Annotated in this window: 20 protein-coding genes; 12 read left to right on the plus strand and 8 right to left on the minus strand. The window is 48.6% G+C overall.

All coding sequences use genetic code 11. The features are described from left to right. The first annotated feature begins 70 nt into the window (after window positions 1–70). The 5 genes from avd to ACV7NC_RS00565 all read left to right on the plus strand — a co-directional run bounded on the left by avd (window position 71) and on the right by ACV7NC_RS00565 (window position 3,573). Entirely contained in the window at window positions 71–442 is a 372-nt protein-coding gene (gene avd, locus ACV7NC_RS00545) for a diversity-generating retroelement protein Avd (RefSeq protein WP_458153469.1), read from the plus strand. Further along, window positions 439–1,572 carry a reverse transcriptase domain-containing protein gene (locus ACV7NC_RS00550; RefSeq protein WP_458153470.1) on the plus strand — a complete coding sequence of 378 codons (1,134 nt, stop codon included), beginning with the start codon at window positions 439–441 and terminating at the stop codon, window positions 1,570–1,572. Before avd ends, ACV7NC_RS00550 begins: the two co-directional genes overlap by 4 nt. Beyond that, window positions 1,520–1,885, plus strand: a complete 366-nt coding sequence (locus tag ACV7NC_RS00555) for a hypothetical protein (protein ID WP_458153471.1) — start codon at window positions 1,520–1,522, stop codon at window positions 1,883–1,885. The genes ACV7NC_RS00550 and ACV7NC_RS00555 overlap by 53 nt, the downstream gene beginning before the upstream one ends. Window positions 1,886–1,961: 76 nt before the next feature. Beyond that, complete coding sequence (locus ACV7NC_RS00560; protein WP_458154957.1) at window positions 1,962–2,765, plus strand: formylglycine-generating enzyme family protein; 804 nt, start codon at window positions 1,962–1,964, stop codon at window positions 2,763–2,765. 463 nt (window positions 2,766–3,228) lie between these two features. Next, a complete protein-coding gene (locus ACV7NC_RS00565; protein WP_458153472.1) occupies window positions 3,229–3,573 on the plus strand; it encodes an exosortase system-associated protein, TIGR04073 family in 345 nt (114 codons plus the stop codon). 123 nt (window positions 3,574–3,696) lie between these two features. Here the strand turns inward: ACV7NC_RS00565 and htpX are convergent, their stop codons facing one another. From htpX to argH, 6 genes are all read right to left on the minus strand, one after another. Then, entirely contained in the window at window positions 3,697–4,578 is an 882-nt protein-coding gene (gene htpX, locus ACV7NC_RS00570; RefSeq protein WP_458153473.1) for a protease HtpX, read from the minus strand. A gap of 299 nt (window positions 4,579–4,877) precedes the next feature. Then, complete coding sequence (gene ftsB / locus ACV7NC_RS00575) at window positions 4,878–5,210, minus strand: cell division protein FtsB (RefSeq protein ID WP_458153474.1); 333 nt, start codon at window positions 5,208–5,210, stop codon at window positions 4,878–4,880. After that, a complete protein-coding gene (gene eno / locus ACV7NC_RS00580) occupies window positions 5,207–6,490 on the minus strand; it encodes a phosphopyruvate hydratase (protein ID WP_458153475.1) in 1,284 nt (427 codons plus the stop codon). Before eno ends, ftsB begins: the two co-directional genes overlap by 4 nt. 257 nt (window positions 6,491–6,747) lie before the next feature. Then, on the minus strand, window positions 6,748–8,424 hold the full coding sequence (locus ACV7NC_RS00585) for a CTP synthase (RefSeq protein WP_458153476.1): 1,677 nt from the start codon (window positions 8,422–8,424) through the stop codon (window positions 6,748–6,750). 84 nt (window positions 8,425–8,508) lie between these two features. Then, window positions 8,509–9,393 carry a fructosamine kinase family protein gene (locus tag ACV7NC_RS00590; protein WP_458153477.1) on the minus strand — a complete coding sequence of 295 codons (885 nt, stop codon included), beginning with the start codon at window positions 9,391–9,393 and terminating at the stop codon, window positions 8,509–8,511. Next, on the minus strand, window positions 9,386–10,810 hold the full coding sequence (argH, locus tag ACV7NC_RS00595; protein ID WP_458153478.1) for an argininosuccinate lyase: 1,425 nt from the start codon (window positions 10,808–10,810) through the stop codon (window positions 9,386–9,388). The genes ACV7NC_RS00590 and argH overlap by 8 nt, the downstream gene beginning before the upstream one ends. 242 nt (window positions 10,811–11,052) lie before the next feature. On the opposite strand from argH, the gene ACV7NC_RS00600 reads away from it, so the two are divergent. Beyond that, a complete protein-coding gene (locus ACV7NC_RS00600) occupies window positions 11,053–11,667 on the plus strand; it encodes a hypothetical protein (RefSeq protein ID WP_458153479.1) in 615 nt (204 codons plus the stop codon). Between the two features lie 70 nt (window positions 11,668–11,737). Here the strand turns inward: ACV7NC_RS00600 and murA are convergent, their stop codons facing one another. Next, window positions 11,738–12,991, minus strand: coding sequence for a UDP-N-acetylglucosamine 1-carboxyvinyltransferase (murA, locus tag ACV7NC_RS00605; protein ID WP_458153480.1), 1,254 nt, complete (start codon window positions 12,989–12,991; stop codon window positions 11,738–11,740). Window positions 12,992–13,149: 158 nt separating this feature from the next. Between murA and ACV7NC_RS00610 the strand changes: the two genes are divergently transcribed. The 4 genes from ACV7NC_RS00610 to ACV7NC_RS00625 all read left to right on the plus strand — a co-directional run bounded on the left by ACV7NC_RS00610 (window position 13,150) and on the right by ACV7NC_RS00625 (window position 17,670). Next, the gene (locus ACV7NC_RS00610; RefSeq protein ID WP_458153481.1) at window positions 13,150–13,539 is read left to right on the plus strand and encodes a RidA family protein; all 390 of its coding nucleotides are present in this window, start codon (window positions 13,150–13,152) and stop codon (window positions 13,537–13,539) included. Window positions 13,540–13,581: 42 nt separating this feature from the next. Further along, window positions 13,582–15,621, plus strand: coding sequence for an ATP-dependent DNA helicase RecG (gene recG, locus ACV7NC_RS00615; protein ID WP_458153482.1), 2,040 nt, complete (start codon window positions 13,582–13,584; stop codon window positions 15,619–15,621). Window positions 15,622–15,798: 177 nt separating this feature from the next. After that, window positions 15,799–16,452 carry a PEP-CTERM sorting domain-containing protein gene (locus tag ACV7NC_RS00620; RefSeq protein WP_458153483.1) on the plus strand — a complete coding sequence of 218 codons (654 nt, stop codon included), beginning with the start codon at window positions 15,799–15,801 and terminating at the stop codon, window positions 16,450–16,452. A gap of 285 nt (window positions 16,453–16,737) precedes the next feature. Continuing rightward, on the plus strand, window positions 16,738–17,670 hold the full coding sequence (locus tag ACV7NC_RS00625; RefSeq protein WP_458153484.1) for a bestrophin family protein: 933 nt from the start codon (window positions 16,738–16,740) through the stop codon (window positions 17,668–17,670). 28 nt (window positions 17,671–17,698) lie between these two features. Here the strand turns inward: ACV7NC_RS00625 and ACV7NC_RS00630 are convergent, their stop codons facing one another. Beyond that, window positions 17,699–18,844, minus strand: coding sequence for a diguanylate cyclase domain-containing protein (locus ACV7NC_RS00630; protein ID WP_458153485.1), 1,146 nt, complete (start codon window positions 18,842–18,844; stop codon window positions 17,699–17,701). 325 nt (window positions 18,845–19,169) lie between these two features. On the opposite strand from ACV7NC_RS00630, the gene ACV7NC_RS00635 reads away from it, so the two are divergent. Continuing rightward, window positions 19,170–19,712, plus strand: coding sequence for a chorismate--pyruvate lyase family protein (locus tag ACV7NC_RS00635; RefSeq protein WP_458153486.1), 543 nt, complete (start codon window positions 19,170–19,172; stop codon window positions 19,710–19,712). Continuing rightward, on the plus strand, window positions 19,709–20,578 hold the full coding sequence (gene ubiA / locus ACV7NC_RS00640) for a 4-hydroxybenzoate octaprenyltransferase (protein WP_458153488.1): 870 nt from the start codon (window positions 19,709–19,711) through the stop codon (window positions 20,576–20,578). The genes ACV7NC_RS00635 and ubiA overlap by 4 nt, the downstream gene beginning before the upstream one ends. The last annotated feature ends 6 nt before the right edge of the window (window positions 20,579–20,584 follow it).

Raw genomic sequence — 20,584 nt, forward strand, 5'->3', positions numbered from 1 at the left:
TTGTCCTTTGCGGGGTGCAGGGGCGTAGCCCCTGCGGTTTTAAGGTTTATAGGTTTATTGGAGGATTGCCATGAAACAACACAACCAAACCATGCCCAAAGCAGTGGAAGATTGTCATGAGTTGTTGGCCTGGATTATTCCGAAACTGGATCAATTTCCGCGCAACCGGCGTTATACCCTGGGAGAACGGATTGAAAACTGCTTGCTGCTGGTGTTGGAGAATCTGATTCAAGCGGCGTACCAGAAATCGCAGGAAAATTATTTGCAGAATGCCAATTTGCAATTGGATGTGGTGCGGCATTTATGGCGTCTGAGCCATACACTGCAATCGATTACGCACCAGCATTATGGTCAGGGCGCTGAAAAATTCACGGAACTCGGCCGCCAGATCGGCGGCTGGCGGAAACAAAAGGAAAGCAATGCAGCGGTGGGCACAACATGATGCCGCTCGAGAATATCTGGGCCTCGGTATTGGATTGGGAAAATTTGTTGCAGGCATACCGTAAGGCGCGGCGCGGCAAACGCGGCCAAGCGGAGATTCAGCAATTCGGATTTGATTTGGAATATGAGTTGAGCGGCATCCGTGAACAGTTGCGGCAAAAATCCTATCAACCCGGCGGATTCCGTCAATTTCAGGTGCATGACCGGAAAATTCGTTTGATTTCCGCCGCGCCGTTCCGCGACCGGGTGGTGCAGCATGCGTTGATGAATCAAATCGAACCGGCGATTGACCGGCAATTTATCGCCGACAGCTACGCCAGCCGGAAAAATAAGGGTGTGCACGAGGCGGTACGGCAATACCGTCTATGGGCGAACCGGTATCCGTACGCGCTGAAAATCGATATCAGCCGCTATTTTGACAGCATGGATCATCAACTGCTGAAGCAAAAAATGGCGCGCTTGATAGCCGATCCCGATGTGCTATGGTTGTTCGGCACGATCATTGATTCCAGTCCGTGGCCTGTGCAGCCCTTTGTAGTCAGATACCCGGACGACGATCTGGTGGATTTGGCGGAACGCGCGGTTGGCTTGCCGTTGGGCAATTTAACCAGTCAATTTTTAGGTAATGTGTACCTGAATGATTTGGATCATTTCATCAAAGAGACATTGCGGGTTCCCGCCTATTTGCGCTATGTCGACGACATGATTTTATTGGCGGATGATAAATCTACGTTGTGGGGATGGTGCGAACAAATCGAGGTTTTTCTGGCCAAGGAGCGGATTGGCATACATCCACGCAAGAAAATGCTGGTGCCGGTTGCAACCGGCCTGGATGTGCTCGGTTACCGGGTATTTCCGGACAAAACGCGGCTGAGCCGGGGCAGCGGCTACCGGTTCCGCCGTAAATTAAAACATTTGGCAGCCGCCTATCGTGAGAATCGTATGACATTATCCGATATCCGGCCGCATGTGGCCGGTTGGCTGGGGCACGCCCGGCAAGCAGACAGCCGTGGCTTATGCAGGGCCATTTTGTCGCAGGTATACTTCCGCAAGGGGGATACCGCCAAACGATCGCCGGGTGGTTCGCGGCGGTTCGTGGAACAACAAACCACAGAACGTACGGTCGGCTAACCGTAACAGGAACAACACCGATGAAGCCAACAACAACCAGGGTTTTCGGATCGCCAGTACGCCCGCAACAGGGCCTGAGCCGGATCGTTCACGGATTATCCGGGTGTGCCGCGGGCGCCCATGCGCGGTATCTCCCGGCTGCGCAGCGATGCCAGCCAAAGAGGGTGCTGTATTCGGCAGGCGGCGGCTTGTTTACAGGCTGCCGCTTTTTCTTGCTGTTGCTGGTGATGGCCGTTTGCCCAACGATTTTTGCGCAAAGCAAATCAGTGGAAGAGCCTGCCGCAACAGCAATCGAGGTCAAACCGCGCGGTAAGTTGACGCCCGAAGATAGAAAACAGAGTCAGGCATTGGCGCAAACCTGCCGCACCGGAGCTGGGCAAGCGCCGACGATGGTGGTGATTAAGCCGGGCCGGTTTCAAATGGAGTCAACCGATGGTGAGGCCGATGAGCAGCCGGTGCATGCGGTGACGATCCCGAAACCGTTTGCGATCAGCCGTTGCGAAATCACTGTGGGGCAATTCCGGCAGTTTGTCGAAGATGCCGGTTATCAGACGACCGCCGAGAAAAGCGGTGAGGGTTGTTATGTTTGGAATAATAAAGATTCCTGGCAGCAACAACCGGATCGGAATTGGAAAAATCCCGGTTTCGAGCAGGGCGGCGATCATCCGGTGGTGTGCGTGTCGTGGGACGACGCGCAAGCATATGTGAAATGGTTGTCACATCGCACCGGCGCGGTTTACCGCTTGCCAACGGAAGCCGAGTGGGAATACGCCGTGCGCGCGGGCACAACCACAGCACGCTATTATCAAGATGACAGGCAGTGCGATTACGCCAATGGTGCCGGGCAGGAAACGAAATCAACGATTGGAAGCGATTGGGTGTTGGCGGCGTGTGCGGATTCCCATGTTTATACCGCGCAGGTAGCAAGTTACGGCGAAAATCAATTCGGTTTATTCGATATGCTGGGTAATGTCTGGGAATGGACGCAGGACTGCTGGCATGGCAATTACAACAACGCGCCGGGTGACGGTTCGGCATGGCTGGAAAAAAGCAGCGGCGAGTGTAATCGCCGGGTGGTTCGCGGCGGTTCGTGGAACGGCAATCCGCGGAACGTACGGTCGGCTGACCGTAACTGGAGCGACACCGATGTTGCCTTCAGCAGCCTGGGTTTTCGGATCGCCAGGGATTTTTGACCTTTGTTCTTTGTGCTTTTGTCCTTTGCGGGGTGCAGGGGCGTAGCCCCTGCAGGTTTTTTGGGGGTGCAGGGTGGCTGATTTGGATTTGATGCCGCGGCAATACTTTGGTAAATGCAGCGCTGATAAACAGCGATGCTGCCCTTGCGTTGGCAGAGCTTAACAACCTGCCCGGTTTTGGGGCGCCACTTCAGTTTTAATCTCTATCGGGTTTAATTCCTCGCCCCTTGGGGCGTAAGCTGGTTGAAAACCAGCAGTTTGAAGAGCGCATTTAATACCTCGCCGCTTGCGGCGGGGTGCTTTATTTAAAGCCTGAATCCTCAGTTTATTTGCTGAATTCAACCAGCCTTGGTTAAATTAAAATTGTCTGATTAAAAATCACAAGGTAAACTTTCATTGATTTCTGCTGTTAAATCATTCTAAACAGAAATTAAATTCTAAAACTGTACAAAGGGGGTTTTTGATGAGAAGCATTGTTAAATTATCTTTGGCGCTTGCAGTATTTTTCCTTTTCTCGTCTCATGCATTTGCACAAGATAGTTATTTCAATAACTCGGGCGAAAGATTTGTAAGTGGAATTGCAAATGTTGCCACTGGTTGGATGGAGTTGCCTAAAAATGTTATGTTGACCGGCCAAAGAGACGGACCAGTCTATGGGATTACAGTTGGTCTGGCGACCGGTCTTATGCATACGGTTGGACGCACCCTGGTTGGCGGGTTGGATACTGCGACATTCTGGCTCCCGCTAAAGCCATCCGTGAATCCGCCTTATATTTGGGAAGATTTTTCCAGAGAAACTTCCTATTAGGCGAAGCTGTAGCAGCGGAAATTATTATTACCGCTGTTTCAGAAAAGGATTATCAAAAAGACCTTCTGATGTATTTCAGAAGGTCTTTTTTTTAGCATGGCGTTAATATTGAAATTGCCTGGATTAGCGCTGAGCTTGCAATGCGGCAATTCTTTCTTCCAGGGGCGGGTGCGACATGAATAATCTCATCAAGCCGTTACTGCCGCCGGAGATTCCAAATGCAGCCAACTGATCGGGTAATGCCGCTTGCTCATGGACCCGTTGCAGGCGCTGTAACGCTGCAATCATTTTTTCTCTACCCGCCAAGCTTGCGCCGCCTGCATCGGCGCGAAATTCGCGTTGGCGGCTGAACCACATGACGATGATGCTGGCCAAAATGCCAAGGACAATTTCAGCAACAATCGTGGTCACCCAAAAAGCCGGTCCATGGCCTTCCTCATTTTTAAATACTACACGGTCAATGGTGTGGCCGACGACGCGTGAGAGGAATATTACGAAGGTATTGACGACACCTTGGATAAGCGCCAATGTCACCATATCGCCATTCGCAATATGGCTGACCTCGTGCGCCAATACGGCTTCCGCTTCATCCTGACTCATGTTGTTCAAGAGACCGGCGCTGACCGCAACCAGGGCGTCATTTTTTGACATACCGGTGGCAAAAGCATTCACATCCGGCGCGGGGTAGATGGCTACTTCCGGCATGCCGATACCGGCCATTTTCGCCTGGCGCTGGACCGTGCTGAGCAGCCAGTGTTCCTGCGCATTTCTGGGTATCTCGATGACTTGCGCACCGGTAAAACGTTTGGCGGTCCACTTGGACATCGCCAGCGACATGAATGAGCCGCCAAATCCGAAAACTGCTGCAAATACGAGCAGTGAATTAATGTCCAGTCCGGTTCCTTGCTCATCCAATATTCTTTCGAAGCCCAATAAGCGGAGTGTAATGCTTAAAACAATAACAATCGCTAAGTTCGTTGCTAAAAAAAGAAGTATTCTTTTCATTGTTTTGCTCCTGAGTATCTAATAAAGCACAAAATGCAAATGGTGCTGATATGCGACCGATCAGCCATTTTTCAAGCATCATTATGAGATCTTTGCACGGTTACTACGCGGCACGATAATTGCGTTAAAGATTCGCGAAGAATGCTCATTTATCCCGACTCCGCTTTTTCGCAAATTTTTGCCTTATTCCCGTACCGCTCATGACACCGTGCAAAGGTCTCATGATATTTAAAATTGCCAGAGCCTGAGCTGCTTGCAAAATGGCCTCAATCATCAATCAACCCGCACGATTAGGTCGTCTAATTTTTGAAGAGTTCAGAGGAAAGCGGTTGTGTGGTGTCTGATTGCGGAGTTTTTGGGTTGTTTCTGACAATATGAAAAAGGATCTCGCCTTCCTTGATCATGCCGAGATCGCTGCGTGCACGTTCTTCAATAGCTTCCAATCCTTGTTTCAAATCATTGACTTCCGCTTCGAGCTTGTTGTTCCGGTCCTGCAGCGCTAAGTTATTTGCATGCGCTGCAGCAACTTCTTGCTCGACTTGCATGACTTTCAACCAACTTGCTTTACCGAACCATAGCGGATATTGCAGTGCAACAATCAATAACAATAAAATGAAACTCAGCAGCTTCATTTGAGTTGATAAAATGCGCTCCGGCCGGCGTATCTGACGCCATCACCCAGTTCCTCTTCGATTCGCAATAACTGATTGTATTTTGCGAGCCGGTCAGAGCGGGATAGTGAGCCGGTTTTGATTTGTAGCGCGTTGGTGGCGACAGCAATATCGGCAATCGTATGATCTTCGGTTTCTCCGGAGCGATGTGAGATGACCGCAGTATAGCCTGCACATTTCGCCATCTCGATGGCAGCCAGTGTTTCAGTCAACGTGCCTATCTGATTGACTTTAATCAGGATCGAATTGGCGATACCCCGTTTGATGCCTTCTTGCAGAATTTTTGCGTTGGTAACAAACACATCGTCGCCAACCAGCTGGATAGTTTTACCTAATTTCTCAGTGAGCAGTTCCCAGCCATTCCAGTCATGCTCGCTCATACCGTCTTCGATGGTGATGATCGGATATTTGTCGACCCAGGATGCGAGATAGTCGGCAAATTGCGCTGAAGTCAGCTGCAATCCATCCGACGCCAAATGGTATTTACCGTCATGATAAAACTCAGAGCTGGCGCAATCGATGCCGATGGCGACTTCTTTTCCGGGTTGATAGCCCGCTTGATCAATGGCTTGCACGATCAATTGCAATGCCGCTTCGTTGTTTTCCAGATTGGGTGCGAAACCGCCTTCATCGCCGACGGTCGTCGGCATATTTTTACTGTTAATCAGTTTCTTCAACGTGCTGAAAACTTCTGCACCGCAACGGACCGCATCGCGGAAATTGGTAATTCCCAGCGGCACCACCATGAATTCCTGCATGTTGATATTGTTATTGGCATGCGCGCCGCCATTGATCAGATTCATCAACGGCACCGGCATCGACATGGAGGCAGCTCCACCCAGGTAGCGATAAAGCGGTAAACCGCAATCATCCGCGGCGGCTTTTGCCACGGCTAACGATACCGCTAAAATCGCATTCGCACCCAGTCTTGATTTGTTTTCAGTGCCATCGAGCCGAATCAGTTCGTGATCGATAAAACTTTGATCGATCACGTCAAATCCCATCAGCGCTTCGGAAATCTCGGTATTGACATTATTGACAGCCTTGAGCACACCTTTACCCGTGTAGCGCTGCGGATCGTCATCGCGTAACTCAACGGCTTCCCGGGTTCCAACCGATGCGCCGGATGGAACGGATGCCCGTCCGATAACACCGGATTCCAGCACTACATCTGCTTCAATGGTTGGATTGCCGCGAGAATCCAAGATTTCACGGCCAATAACTTCTACGATTGCGCTCATGCTACTATTTTCCTGTTCTTTACTGTTATTAGTTGATTAATTGTTGATGATAATCGATCAACGGATTGATGGATCTATCGAATAAAACCTTTTTCCTGAATTATTTAGGGAAATGCTGATTAATTGACGATACGAGCGAATCACTTCGTTGCGCGGTACTCGCTCCCTTGCCTATCTTGGCGATATGTCTCGGTTGCTGTGTTCCGTGCGCCTCGTGCTTCATCTCGTTCGCCGAATTAATCCGCGTTTCCTTAGTTTTAGTTATTTCGTACTACATGAATTTTTTCATCTTCGGTATGCTGGTGTTGATTGGAATAATTAATCGCTGCTTGTACATAAGACTTGAAGAGTGGGTGGCCTAACCGTGGCGTGGAAGTGAATTCAGGGTGAAATTGGCAACCGAGAAACCAGGGGTGCACGGTTTCAGGCAATTCTATCATTTCACACAAGTGCTCTTCTTTGGATAAACCGCTGATAGATAGCCCTGCTTTTTCCAGTTTGGGAATATAAAAGCTATTGACTTCATAACGATGGCGATGACGTTCGATGATATGGTCTGCGCCATAGCTTTCCCAGGCGAGTGAATGTTTTTTCAACAAACATTCTTGACCGCCAAGCCGCATGCTGCCGCCGATATCGGAATTCTCGTCACGGGTTTCAATTTGACCGTCACGCGTACGCCATTCAGTGATCAAGCCGATGACCGGGAAAGGGGTTTCCGGGTTAAATTCGGTGCTATGCGCGCCTTTCATTCCGGTTTCATTGCGCGCGTATTCCACCACGGCCAGTTGCATTCCCAGACAAATACCTAAATAGGGGATGCGGTGGGTGCGGGCAAAATGAATCGCCATGATTTTTCCTTCGACCCCGCGTTTGCCAAAGCCGCCGGGTACCAGAATCGCATCCATATTTTTCAGACTGTCGGTGCCTTCTTTCTCGATCGTTTCGGAATCGATGTATACGATATTGATCCGGCTGTTGGTATGAATGCCCGCATGAATCAATGCTTCAGATAATGATTTGTACGATTCGGTGAGGTCGACATATTTGCCAACAATGGCAATAGTGACGGTGTATTTGGGGTGCTCCAATGCATACACCAGTTTCTTCCACACGCTCAGATCAGCCGGTTTGGCAAGAATATTCAATTTGTGGCAAATAATTTCATCGAGCATTTGCTCGTGCAGCAAAGCAGGGATTTTATAGATGCTGTCAACGTCGATTACGGAAATGACGGCTTCTTCTTGCACGTTGGTAAATAACGCAATTTTCCGCCGCTCTTCTTTGGGAACTTCGCGATCGGAACGGCAGAGCAATACATCCGGTTGAATGCCGATTTCCCGCAATTCCTTAACGGAATGTTGTGTCGGTTTTGTTTTTAATTCTCCGGCGGAACCGATGTAAGGCAGCAATGTGAGGTGAATGAAGCAGGTGTCGGTACGTGGATTTTGCACCGCCATTTGCCGGATCGCCTCCAGAAAAGGAAGCGATTCGATGTCTCCCACCGTGCCGCCGATCTCGATAATTGCGACTTGCGCATCACCAACACCCATTTGAATATAGCGCTTGATTTCGTCGGTAATATGCGGGATCACCTGTACGGTTCCACCGAGATAATCACCGCGGCGTTCTTTGCGGATAACGCTTTCGTAGATCTGTCCCGTCGTGAAGTTATTATGCCGGGTCATGCGCGTGCTGATAAAGCGTTCGTAGTGACCTAAATCAAGATCGGTTTCGGCGCCGTCTTCCGTAACGAATACCTCGCCATGCTGGAACGGACTCATGGTACCAGGATCAACGTTGATATAAGGATCCAGTTTGAGCATGGTGACTTTGAGCCCGCGTGATTCAAGCAATGCAGCCAGGGACGCGGCGGCGATCCCTTTACCAAGCGAAGAGACAACACCGCCGGTCACAAAGACATATTTGGTCATAAGTGATTATCGTACCTGGAAGAGTTCATAGGAACAGAAGCAAAGCAATGTATTTCGAATAAACCAGTAACGTGATCAATGTGTTTAGCGAATTTCTGCAAGTAATCGACTCATCATGTGTTCAGCCTGGTAAAGGTAACTACCGCCGAAAAGATTCAAATGATTGAGAATATGGTATAGGTTATACACATTTTTGCGGATATTATAACCGGAATCCAAAGGATAATTATAGCGGTACGCAGAATAAAAATCGGACGGGAATCCACCGAATAATTCGGTCATGGCAAGATCCGCTTCGCGGTCGCCGTAATAGACGGCTGGATCGAATATGACCGGATTGCCGTGGTCGTCGTAAGCGTAATTGCCACTCCAGAGATCACCGTGCAGTAATGACGGCACTGGTTGCGTCGAAGCAAAAAAAATGTGCAAATTCAATAGCAATTGTTCACCCAGTTGTTGCAGTTTTCCATTAAAGCCGTTTTGTTGAGCCAGCAGCAGTTGATAACCAAGACGGTGCTTTTGCCAAAATTCTATCCAGTCAGTGCAAAATCCATTTATTTGCGGCGTAGTCCCAAGGGTGTTGTCACGATACCAGCCAAACTGCGAAGAAGTGGTGCGGTGCAGGGCGGCAAGTTGTTCTCCTAAATCGGATCCTTTAGCGTTTGCACCGTTGTTGAGATTGAGATACTCCAGTACCAGCCACGCAATTTGCCCATCTTGTCCATGGCAGACAGGATGCGGTACACGAATCGTGCCGGACTGCAGTATTTCCTGAAGTCCCGAAAATTCCGCTTCAAACATGGGGAAGTTCAGGGATGAGTTAAGCTTGATAAAAAAGTGAAGCCTGCCGTCGCTGACTCGATAAGCCTGATTGATGCAACCGCCACCGATTGGATCAGATTCCTGGATGGTATAAGTTTTTCCTAAGACCGTGGAAATCTGTGTGCTGACGCCAAGCCAGTTAGGCATGCGAATCAAGATCCGGTGTCAACCATTCTTTGGCTCGCTGAATCGCGATTCGAACTTGTTCCGGCGCCGTGCCACCCGTGTGATTCCGGCTTTGCATCGATCCTTCGAGTGTTAACACAGCAAAAATATCGTCTTGAATCTGAGCAGAGAATGCTTGCAACTTCGGTAATTCAAGTTTGCTGAGGTCGCATCCCTTTCGTTCCGCATATTGCACCGCTTGGGCGACGATTTCATGCGCATCGCGGAACGGAATGCCTTTTTTCACCAGGTAATCGGCTAAATCCGTTGCAGTGGCGTAGCCGTGAAGTGCCGCCGCGCGCATAACCGTTCGATTGACTTCCACGCCACCGAGCATATCGGCATAAATCCGGAGGGTGTCGATCAGGGTGTCGACGGTGTCGAAGAGCGGCTCTTTGTCTTCCTGATTGTCCTTATTGTAAGCCAACGGTTGCGCTTTCATCAGCGTCAATAATGCGATCAAATGACCGTTGACGCGACCGGTTTTGCCGCGGACCAGCTCGGGTACATCAGGATTCTTTTTCTGCGGCATGATCGAGGAACCGGTGCAGAAGCGATCGGCCAATTGAATAAAACCGAACGATGGGTTCATCCATATAATGAATTCTTCCGACATGCGTGATAAATGCGTCATAACCAGGGCTGCACATGCGCTGAATTCAATAGCGAAATCACGATCGGAGACGGCGTCCAGCGAATTCTGGCAAACGCCATCAAAATTCAGCAATTGCGCTACCCGTTCCCGGTTGATCGGATAACTGGTTCCGGCTAGCGCGGCAGCTCCCAGCGGTAATTGATTGACGCGTTTGCGGCAATCGATCAAACGTTCGATGTCACGTTTCAGCATTTCAAAATACGCCATCAAATGATGACCGAATGAAACGGGCTGTGCGACTTGCAGATGAGTAAAACCAGGCATCACTGTGTGCAAATGCTGTTCCGCCAGATCGACGATAGCCGTCTGCATGATTTTGATGAGTGCTATGATTTCATCGATCGCTGCGCGTAAAAACAAGCGGATATCGGTAGCCACTTGGTCGTTGCGTGAACGGCCGGTGTGCAATCGTTTGCCGGCATCACCGACCAAAGCCGTCAATCGTTTCTCGATATTCAAATGAACATCTTCCAGCTCTAACAGCCATGTGAATTTCTGATTCCGTATGTCTGCAAGAATTTGTTGCAGACCTTGCTGGATGGCGTTGAAATCGTTGTTGCTGATGATTCCTTGTTCGGTGAGCATTCGCGCATGCGCCAGCGATCCCTGGATATCATATTCAGCCAGCCGCTGATCAAAGCTCACTGACGCGGTATAACGTTTTACCAACTCTGATACCGGTTCACTGAAACGTCCTGACCAGGTGTTGTTATGATCTTTCATGTCCGTTTTATCGTTACTCATTACGTTGCTCGATCTCCGTTTGACCGCGCCTTGTATTCATTGACGCTGAATTATAAATCATAAATGCTAGCGTAATTATTAAGCAGGTTTGCGATTTTTAAGAGTTTTATGCAATTTTGATGCATAAATAACAAAACCACCATCGGACCGCGCATCTATTTGGCATGCGCTACTTCTCCTGACTTAAGGATTCATGGATAATCAAGCTTTATTCCTGCTACCAATAACACAAGGAGTTGTCCATGACGGATTACAACAAACAAAACCCGAATCAACAATCTAAGGCTGAAACATTATTTTCGTTACTGAGCGCCAAATTTGAGTGGGTGGCTAAAATCCCGACGATGCAATTATCCGCCAAGCACGCCGCAATCCTGGTTGGCATTATTGTTGTATTGCTGGTGTGGAAAACCATTGCAGTCAGTAAAGTCGAGTCGGATATGGCGAAAAAACTTGAAAGCGAGCGTGTGCTGATTACCCAGCAAGCCCGGGAATATGCCGATCAACAATATGTCAAGGAAGAAGAGCGATTTGGCCAGGTACTGTCTTGGGCGGTGCGTGGCGAGTTGATTCGTAATAATGTCGATCAAATCGATCAATATCTCAGTGAAATCGTTAAAATGAAAGACACTGAACGGGTTGTATTGATTGGTGACGACGGGCAATTGCTGGTATCAACGGATAAGCGTTTAGAAGAGACTAAAGGTGTAGAGATTTATCCTAAAGAGATTCTGAATCTTCAAAAGATTACACTTCGTTCCGACGTCGAAGGCAAGAAGATTCTGGTGGTTCCTGTAATGGGGTTAAACAAAAAAATAGCCACGGTCGTGGTCAGTTATAAACAACCGAAATTTTAAGCGGCATGCGTTGCGTTTAATTTTCCAGTTGAAGTCATATGAAGGGCCTTTGTGTGAACAAAGGCCTTTTTTATTGAGCGCGCCGGATGTATGCGCCTAAAGTGGATAATTTCCCCTCGATATTTTCGTAGCCTCGGTCCAAGTGATAGATTCGATCTATGACTGTCTCACCTTGGGCAACCAAACCGGCAATGACAAGGCTTGCCGAAGCGCGTAAGTCAGTTGCCATGACATGAGCGCCATCCAGTTGCGGGATGCCGCAAATAATCGCAGCGTTACCTTCGACTTCGATATTGGCGTTCATGCGTTTTAATTCTTGCACGTGCATCAACCGGTTTTCAAAAATAGTTTCGGTAATAATGGCCGTGCCATCGGCAATGCAGTTCAATGACATGAATTGCGCTTGCATATCGGTAGGAAAAGCGGGGTAGGGCGCTGTGCGCACATTCACCGATTTCGGCTTGGTTTGCATGCTCAAATGAATCCAGTCTTCTGCGGAATCTATGCGAGCACCGGCTTCGGCTAACTTGTCCAGAACGGCATCCAGCATGTGCGCATCGGTGTTTCTCAATTGAATTTCACCGCCGGTTGCGGTGGCGGCGACCAGGAAAGTCCCGGTTTCAATCCGGTCCGGCATGACCGCATGCTCGGCGCCGTGTAATGAAGATACGCCTTCGATCGTAATAATGTCGGTACCTGCGCCATGAATTTTTGCACCCATCGCTTTCAGACAATTAGCCAGATCGACAATTTCCGGTTCCCGCGCGGCATTTTCCAGAATGGTCGTGCCTACTGCTAACGTGGCTGCCATCATCAGATTTTCGGTGCCCGTGACGGTGACAATATCGAAAACAATACGCGCGCCATGCAGTTTGTTCGCGACTGCATGAATGTAGCCGTGTTTAATCTGAATCTCCGCACCCATTGCCTGCAATCCCTTGATATGCTGATCAACCGGCCGCAAGCCGATAGCACACCCGCCCGGTAATGAAATATTAGCTTCGCCCGCGCGCGCCAGTAGAGGTCCGAGCACTAAAATTGCGGCACGCATGGTTTTAACCATTTCATAGGGTGCAACCAAATGTGTCAAAGTTGCTGCGGAAAGTGAAACTTCAGAGGAAGCCGAGGAAGTTACGGTTGTTCCCATTTGCTTGAGCAATGACAACATCGTGGTAATATCTTGAAGCGCCGGCACATTTTTGACTGTCAGTATTTCTTCGGTCAGAAGCGATGCGCATAGTACTGGAAGTGCAGCGTTTTTCGCGCCTGAGATGGATATTTCACCGTGCAATGGTGTTCCACCCTGAATAATCAGTTTTTGCATTGAAAGAAATTAAATAATGGTTAAATCAATATTCAAGTCCGGTTGAAATGCGCCAAAGTTCGCTGCATCATAATAGAAAGGCGGTATCAATAAGACTGAAATTTTGCTTGAGCCGCCACTATAACAAAAAAAAACGAATACATTCACCAGGAGAAAAAATGACGAAGCAAATCATCCATACGAACGATGCGCCGCAAGCAATCGGTACTTACTCACAAGCGGTCCGGGTCAGTGGCGGGGACACTGTTTATTTGTCTGGCCAGATCGGACTGAATCCGGTCAGCATGCAAATGGCGGAAGAGATTGAAGCACAGATCCAGCAAGTGTTCTCCAATCTGAAAGCAGTGGCGAAAGCAAGCGGTGGCAGCCTGAACGATGTCGTTAAACTGAATATATTTTTAACCGATCTGGATAATTTTGCATTAGTAAACGAAATCATGGCCAGTCATTTTTCACAACCATATCCGGCGCGCGCGGCGGTAGGCGTCAAAGCTTTGCCGCGTGGTGCTTTGGTGGAAATGGACGCGGTGATGGTGTTATCCGACTAAACGATTCGCTCAGTTGCGGTGGCAGTGTTAGTTGGTGACGCAATGCACGTAAGTCCCGGCGTACAGGAGAAATTATTACGTTTAGGCATCCGCACTGAATGGGATTTGATTTTGCATTTGCCGATCCGGTACGAAGACGAAACGCATTTATTTCCGATTGCAGATGCACCAACCGGACAAATCGTGCAAGTCGAAGGGGTGATCATTCATAACGAAGTGGTGATGCGCCCGCGGAGGCAATTGGTTTGTCAAATCGAAGATAGCAGCGGTATCTTGGTCATGCGCTATCTGAATTTCTATGGTAGTCAAATCAAGACTTACGCGGTAGGAAAGCGCGTGCGATTATTGGGTGAGATCCGCCACGGTTATCATGGAATGGAAATGATCCATCCCAAATGCCGCATCGTGTCTGCAGGTGAGCCGCTCGCTGATACCATGACACCGGTTTATCCCGTTACAGCGGGGCTGCCGCAGAAGACGCTGGTAAGGCTCATTGGACAAGCGCTGCAAGATGCCGAACAAACAAAAGTATTGACTGAAACCGTTCCGGATACGGTGATCAAACACTATCGACTGGCCGGTTTTAGCGCGAGTGTGGCCAGTCTGCATAAGCCGCCGCCGGATGTGTCCATTGGATCGTTACAAGCCCGGACGCATCCATCATGGCGGCGTATGAAGTTTGATGAATTACTGGCGCAACAATTATCGATGCGCTGGCATTACCGGCAACGGCGCCACTGCAACGCGCCGGTATTAGCGCCAAAAAATCAATCGGCTGCCAAACTACTTGACCTATTGGGATTTAGGCTGACATCTGCGCAAATCAAAGTGTTTGATGAAATCAGCCGTGACCTGGCGGCACCTTACCCGATGCAACGTTTATTGCAAGGTGATGTCGGCAGCGGCAAAACGATCGTGGCGGCGCTGGCCGCGCTGCAGGCGATTGAGAATGGATTTCAAGCTGTCATGATGGCGCCGACCGAAATTCTTGCCGAACAGCACTTTCATAAGCTGTCAGCATGGTTTGAGCCATTAGGAATAAGAGTTGTCTGGCTATCGGGAAGTCAGAAAAAGAAACAAAAGCAAATAGCGTTGGATGAAATTTCAACCGGCGCGGCGCAATTGGCCGTAGGAACCCATGCGTTGTTTCAGGATCAGGTGGCCTTTCAGCAATTAGGACTAGCCATTATTGACGAGCAGCATCGGTTTGGTGTGCAACAACGCTTGTCGTTGCGGCTGAAAGGTGCGCAAGCGGCGATTATGCCGCACCAGTTAATGATGAGCGCGACGCCGATTCCACGTACGCTGTCGATGAGCTATTTCGCCGATCTGGATGTTTCGATTATCGATGAATTGCCGCCGGGCAGGTCACCGGTGGTGACTAAATTGATTGCGGATAGCCGCCGTGACGAAGTCATCGCGCGGATAGAGCAAGCGTGTTCACAAGGCAAGCAAGTGTATTGGGTATGTCCGTTAATTGAGGAATCGGAAGTGTTGCAGTTGCAAACGGCGGAAACCACCTATGCCAATCTGACCGAAGAATTTCCGCATTTCACCGTCGGGCTGGTGCATGGGCGCTTGTCTCCGCAGGAAAAAACCGAAGTGATGGATTTGTTTAAACGCGGCGTTATTCAGTTGTTGGTCGCGACAACGGTCATCGAAGTGGGTGTCGATGTGCCTAACGCGTCGTTGATGGTGATTGAAAATGCCGAGCGCATGGGGTTGTCGCAATTGCACCAATTGCGCGGACGTGTAGGCCGCGGATCCGATGCCGGTATCTGCATCTTGTTATTCCAACAACCCTTATCGGAAGTGGCCCGTAAACGGTTACGCATCATTTTTGAGCATTCCGACGGCTTCGAGATTGCGCGACAGGATTTACAATTGCGCGGTCCCGGCGAGTTTCTTGGTGCCAAGCAGAGCGGTGTGCCGATGCTGCGCTTCGCCGATCTTGAGCAAGATGCCGATTTACTGGTAGCCGCACAAGTTACAGCGAACGAAATGCTGGATCATTTTCCGGAACTGGCGCAACAGCATATCGACCGCTGGTTGGGTGAAAGATACGAATTTTTGCGCGTGTGAATGATTGCAGTTGCATCATTAGAACGCGTTGATAGAATTACAGTATCCTGGAAACTATTGCGATTTCGCAGTGATTTTTATCACAATCCCATTAGCCAGAAAGCGACTAACATTCCTATTTCTGATAAGCAGGTTAACTGTATTCTTTGATTTAATGTTATTTGGAGGTATTTCAGAATGAATAAACCCATTATTCCAGTGGCTTTTTTTGCTGCAATGAGCTTTGTTGCTGAATCAGCGGTGGCAGCGGTTACTTTTTATGATTCAAAAGCAGCTTTTGATGCAGCCGCCAGTACGACACTGATAGAAGATTTCACTTCATTTACACCGAAAGATACGAATATTTTTTCTTCGATTACGCGAGGCATTGCCACCTATACGCCGTTTGCGCCGATCCATGCGCCCAATTTGGTAGTTACCGGCGTACCGTATAACAACTTTGGCACCAATCTCAATCCAGTGACCGAGCATGTTCTGACTACTTCGGGTGATGAAGATATTCTGGTGACTTTCGCAATCGAACAATCGGCCGTGGGTTTTAACGGCTATCTGAACGGACTTGGTCCCGGTACTGTAAGTGTTTTTAACGGAAGTACATTACTGGACACGCTTAATCTCGACAATCCGGTTGGCGGTGCATTGATTTATGTTGGAATCACCAGTAGCACACCCATTACAGCTTTTCGCTGGACCACAACAGATGGCGGCATTCTCAATACTGCGATCGATAATATATCGGTATCGGCTGTTCCGGAACCGGCAACCTATGCAACGCTTCTCACCGGGTTAGGACTCTTGGGTTTCACGCTGTGGCGCCGCCGCATGGACTGATACTGGCGATTAATTTCCATTAATGGGGGATATTCCGGGTATCCCCCTTTCACCGGATTGTCCGATTCAACGGGAATATTTCCTAAAAAATAGCATCGAAATATAAAATAACATCGAAATATAGCATCGAAGTTTTTATACTCCATCCGGCAAGACTCTTCGCTTGCCAATTTTCTGTTACGCTTCTAGTAATAATGAGCTGATATGCTCGCATATTGGATATTTATCGCCGGCGCTGATATTTAATCCAATCGCCCATCAATTATTAGAGGGAGTAGTTACTGAGTGATTGTTAAAGAGAAAGTGTCATGGTTGCGATTGCTGTTTCAAATTCGCGGCAGTAGTTTAACGGAAACCTGGCCGCGGATTTTGGGCGTGACCATGGTTGCGATGGTAGTGACGTATGTGGAAATGTATTACGGCATCCAGAAATATACCCTCACAACCACACCATTTGCGTTGATAGGCGTAGCGGTCGGTGTTTTCTTAGGGTTTCGCAATAACGCGTCCTACGATAAGTTCTGGGAAGGCCGTAAGCTTTGGGGAACCTTGGTCAATACGACCCGCAGTCTGACGCGACAGGCTTGTCATATGATCGATTCGCAGCGGGATCATGAGGAAGTTAAGCAATTCCGTACGATTTTTGTTAAACGTATCGTTGCTTTTACGCATGCTTTGCGCTGTCATTTGCGTAACGAGGATCCGGCGGAAGACCTGAAGAAATTTTTACCTACGGATGATCTCTCCAAAGCGATTGCGTCAGCGCATCGCCCGTTGGCGATTTTGCAACAACTCAGCAGGGATTTGGCTGCGGCGCGGCAGCGCCAGTGGCTGGGTGAGTTCAATCATCCTTTTATGGAAGCGCAACTCAACGAATTTTCAAATGTTTTGGGCGCCTGCGAACGTATCAAAAACACCCCGATTCCGTTCAGCTATTCGGTATTGATTCATCGCATTGTTGCGGCGTATTGTTTGTTTCTGCCATTCGGTCTGGTTGAAATGACCGGTGTGCTGACACCGGTGGTAGTACTGATGATTTCTTATGCGTTTTTTGAACTGGATGCGATTGGCGATGAAATTGAAAATCCTTTCGGATTGCAACCGAACGATCTGCCATTGACTGCAATTTCCCGGAATATCGAAATTAATCTGCTGGAATTGATCGACGACCCCGATCGGCCGGAGGTTCTGAAGCCGGTGAACGATTTGTTAGTTTGAAGGTGTGCCGGTCGCTGGAAGCTGGTGACTAAACGTCACATACAACGCGATTGCGCCCGAGTTCTTTAGCCTGATACAAGCGGGTATCCGCCACCGACATGAAGCTGTCGATCGTATCCGCCTTGCCGGGGATTTGCGTAATGCAACCGATTGATACGGTCAAATATTGCTGAGTGCTCATGTATTGATTGGGAATATTCAGATCCTCGATTTCTTTTCTAATGATCTCTGCAAATTCCGCAGTACCTTGATGGTCCAGGTTGGCTGCGAGAATGCAGAATTCTTCACCACCGAGGCGAAAAGGGAAATCGCCGGGTCGATGGCAAATTTCTTTTAGCTTCTGACCCACTTGGATCAACACCCGGTCGCCAGCGCTGTGGCCAAGTTGATCGTTGATTTTCTTGAAGTGATCGATGTCCAGCATGATCAAAGCCAGCGAAATTTTGTCGCGTTTGGCTCTTTTCAATTCGCGAGCAAATACATTGTTAAAATGCCGCCGGTTGTAGAGATCGGTGAGTTGATCCGTGATCGCCAGCGATTCCAATCTTAAGTTGGCTTTGAGTAACTGCTTGTTGGTTTTGTGGAGTTCTTTTTCAATCGCAAGCCGCTTGTGGCTTTCACGCATCAATTCCAGTGTTGTGGAAGACAGGCTATCGTACATGCGCATGACCGTTTCAATCACGAGCCGGATCGAACCGCTCATTCTTTTGTCCGATGCGATCTTCGCATCATCGAAAGATAAACCTTTGTCGCGGTACTGTATAAAAAATGCCATGCGCTTGTCGCTATCGAGAATATGAAATGCTAGCCAGCGGATCAGAAAAAGAATAATGCTTTCAATCACCTCGGCATGTGACTGAGTGGCCTCGCTTTCTTTAAGCTCAAGCACTTTAGGAAGAAACGAGGAATGACTAAGCTGATGAGAGGAGAGCCAGGAATCATCCCCTAAATGCTCGGCCCAGATCGCTTCTTCCGTTTCAAAATGAAATTCGGCGTATTCTGTCAGTTTGGTAAAAATATCATTGGTTTCCACCAGATTGCCGCGCGCCAGTGTACCGGCCAGTTGATTAAGCAGCGAAACAAGCTTTTTGTGTTGCGCATCAATAATCGCGATTCCGGTATCAAGATTTTCATTCCAGGGAAAGACTTCTAATTTTTCCAGGGGGTTATTCATTCAATGTGTTCGCAGGTTGCTGAAAGTGGAAAAAAACTGCATAAGTTTTCGGGTATTGGAGTTTAACTTAGTTGTCAGAAATAAATTTAACATGGTTCTAAGTCAGGAAAATTATATAAAGTCTAAATTGTAAAATTTCCTGCGGTATTCGAGCATTTTATGTGATAACGAAAATTTGTTCGAACGATTCTGTATGGCTGGGTTTGCTTTGTAATTCCTTTGCAAAGACTGTTGTATAATCATGTTTCAACTTTTTAGCGACTTTGTTTCCGCTTCCGGACCGTATTTTTATCATGCAACCTTTTGAAGAAATCGCTTTACCCAGATGAATAAAGCGTATCCGTTGGCATGGCATGCGGCATTGACCTCGGTTTCATATCCTCAGCGTATTTGGTTGCAAGATCGCGGTTCTTTGACACGTCGCATTCAGGAACGTTGCTCGCATTTTTTTGTGCAACCGGTGTTTCAGTCGTTACGCAGAGTGTATGGCGATGAACTGGGTATCTTGCAATTACGCCCTTGTGAGTGGGCCATGGTGCGGGAAGTTTACCTTTATTGCGACCAGAAACCGGTGGTGTTTGCGCATTCGGTGGTGGCGCGCAAAAATTTACGTGGTGCTTGGCGAGGTTTAAGCGGCTTGGGCAATAAATCGCTCGGTACCGTTTTGTTTACGAACCCGAAAATTAAACGCACTCCCTTGGTGTATAAAAAAGTCGGACGAGGACATTTTCTGTATGATCGCGCCTGCCGCCGGCTGTCAACCAAGCCACCCCATTTGTGGGCGCGACGTTCGTTGTTTACGTTGCATGGGCAATCGCTTTTAGTAACCGAAGTTTTTTTACCGGGTATTTTGGATTTACCGTTATGAGCATGGCAGAACGAATTCAAACCTATGCGCAATTGATGCGCCTGGATAAACCTATTGGCATCCTGCTGTTGTTATGGCCGATGCTTTGGGGGCTATGGTTTGCTGCTCAAGGATTGCCCGACGGGCATGTTTTCGTCATTTTTGTGCTCGGCACGGTGCTGATGAGATCCGCTGGTTGCGTCATCAATGATTATGCAGACCGTGATTTTGATCCGCATGTCGAACGAACCAAGCATCGGCCGATGGCGGCGGGCCGGATCAGCTCCAGGGAAGCTCTGTTGCTGGCGGGGGGATTGAGCCTGATTGCATTTCTGCTGATTCTGCCGTTGAATCAATTGACCATTATTTTATCCGTTCCGGCGCTTTTTTTAGCCGCTTCGTATCCGTTCACCAAGCGTTTCTTTGCGATGCCGCAGGCTTATTTAGGTATTGCTTTCAGTTTTGGCATACCGATGGCGTTCGCCGCGCAAACCGATAGCTTGCCGGCGATTGTCTGGGTTTTAATGCTGGCCAATTTGTTTTGGGTGATTGCCTACGACACCGCCTATGCGATGGTGGATAAACCCGATGATCTGAAAATCGGCATTAAAACCTCGGCGATTACTTTTGGTCAGTTTGACGTGCTGGGGGTGATGGCATGCCATAGCTGTTTTATCGCGATCATGGCGGTCATCGGACAATTGCAGTCAATGAATTGGGTTTATTACGCCGGGTTGGCAGTTGCGGTGGTTTTGATTGCCTATCAATACTCACTGATTCGCAACCGTGACCGGGCCTTGTGTTTCAAAGCTTTTTTACACAATAACTGGGTGGGTATGACGATATTTTCCGGTATCGCGCTTGATTTTCTGATGTTTCCACGTTAAGGATTT

Source organism: Nitrosomonas limosa, assembly GCF_054188085.1.

What these genes read in the sequence shown, in the direction of transcription:
- ACV7NC_RS00590 (WP_458153477.1), bottom strand. Translation starts at nt 9,393, where the DNA reads ATGCCTAACTGGCTTGGCGTCAGCACACAGATTTCCACGGTCTTAGGA.
- murA (WP_458153480.1), bottom strand. Translation starts at nt 12,991, where the DNA reads ATGCAAAAACTGATTATTCAGGGTGGAACACCATTGCACGGTGAAATA.
- avd (WP_458153469.1), top strand. Translation starts at nt 71, where the DNA reads ATGAAACAACACAACCAAACCATGCCCAAAGCAGTGGAAGATTGTCAT.
- ACV7NC_RS00635 (WP_458153486.1), top strand. Translation starts at nt 19,170, where the DNA reads ATGAATAAAGCGTATCCGTTGGCATGGCATGCGGCATTGACCTCGGTT.
- htpX (WP_458153473.1), bottom strand. Translation starts at nt 4,578, where the DNA reads ATGAAAAGAATACTTCTTTTTTTAGCAACGAACTTAGCGATTGTTATT.
- ACV7NC_RS00585 (WP_458153476.1), bottom strand. Translation starts at nt 8,424, where the DNA reads ATGACCAAATATGTCTTTGTGACCGGCGGTGTTGTCTCTTCGCTTGGT.
- ACV7NC_RS00630 (WP_458153485.1), bottom strand. Translation starts at nt 18,844, where the DNA reads ATGAATAACCCCCTGGAAAAATTAGAAGTCTTTCCCTGGAATGAAAAT.
- ftsB (WP_458153474.1), bottom strand. Translation starts at nt 5,210, where the DNA reads ATGAAGCTGCTGAGTTTCATTTTATTGTTATTGATTGTTGCACTGCAA.
- eno (WP_458153475.1), bottom strand. Translation starts at nt 6,490, where the DNA reads ATGAGCGCAATCGTAGAAGTTATTGGCCGTGAAATCTTGGATTCTCGC.
- ACV7NC_RS00600 (WP_458153479.1), top strand. Translation starts at nt 11,053, where the DNA reads ATGACGGATTACAACAAACAAAACCCGAATCAACAATCTAAGGCTGAA.
- ubiA (WP_458153488.1), top strand. Translation starts at nt 19,709, where the DNA reads ATGAGCATGGCAGAACGAATTCAAACCTATGCGCAATTGATGCGCCTG.
- ACV7NC_RS00610 (WP_458153481.1), top strand. Translation starts at nt 13,150, where the DNA reads ATGACGAAGCAAATCATCCATACGAACGATGCGCCGCAAGCAATCGGT.
- argH (WP_458153478.1), bottom strand. Translation starts at nt 10,810, where the DNA reads ATGAGTAACGATAAAACGGACATGAAAGATCATAACAACACCTGGTCA.
- ACV7NC_RS00620 (WP_458153483.1), top strand. Translation starts at nt 15,799, where the DNA reads ATGAATAAACCCATTATTCCAGTGGCTTTTTTTGCTGCAATGAGCTTT.
- recG (WP_458153482.1), top strand. Translation starts at nt 13,582, where the DNA reads ATGCACGTAAGTCCCGGCGTACAGGAGAAATTATTACGTTTAGGCATC.
- ACV7NC_RS00550 (WP_458153470.1), top strand. Translation starts at nt 439, where the DNA reads ATGATGCCGCTCGAGAATATCTGGGCCTCGGTATTGGATTGGGAAAAT.
- ACV7NC_RS00560 (WP_458154957.1), top strand. Translation starts at nt 1,962, where the DNA reads ATGGTGGTGATTAAGCCGGGCCGGTTTCAAATGGAGTCAACCGATGGT.
- ACV7NC_RS00565 (WP_458153472.1), top strand. Translation starts at nt 3,229, where the DNA reads ATGAGAAGCATTGTTAAATTATCTTTGGCGCTTGCAGTATTTTTCCTT.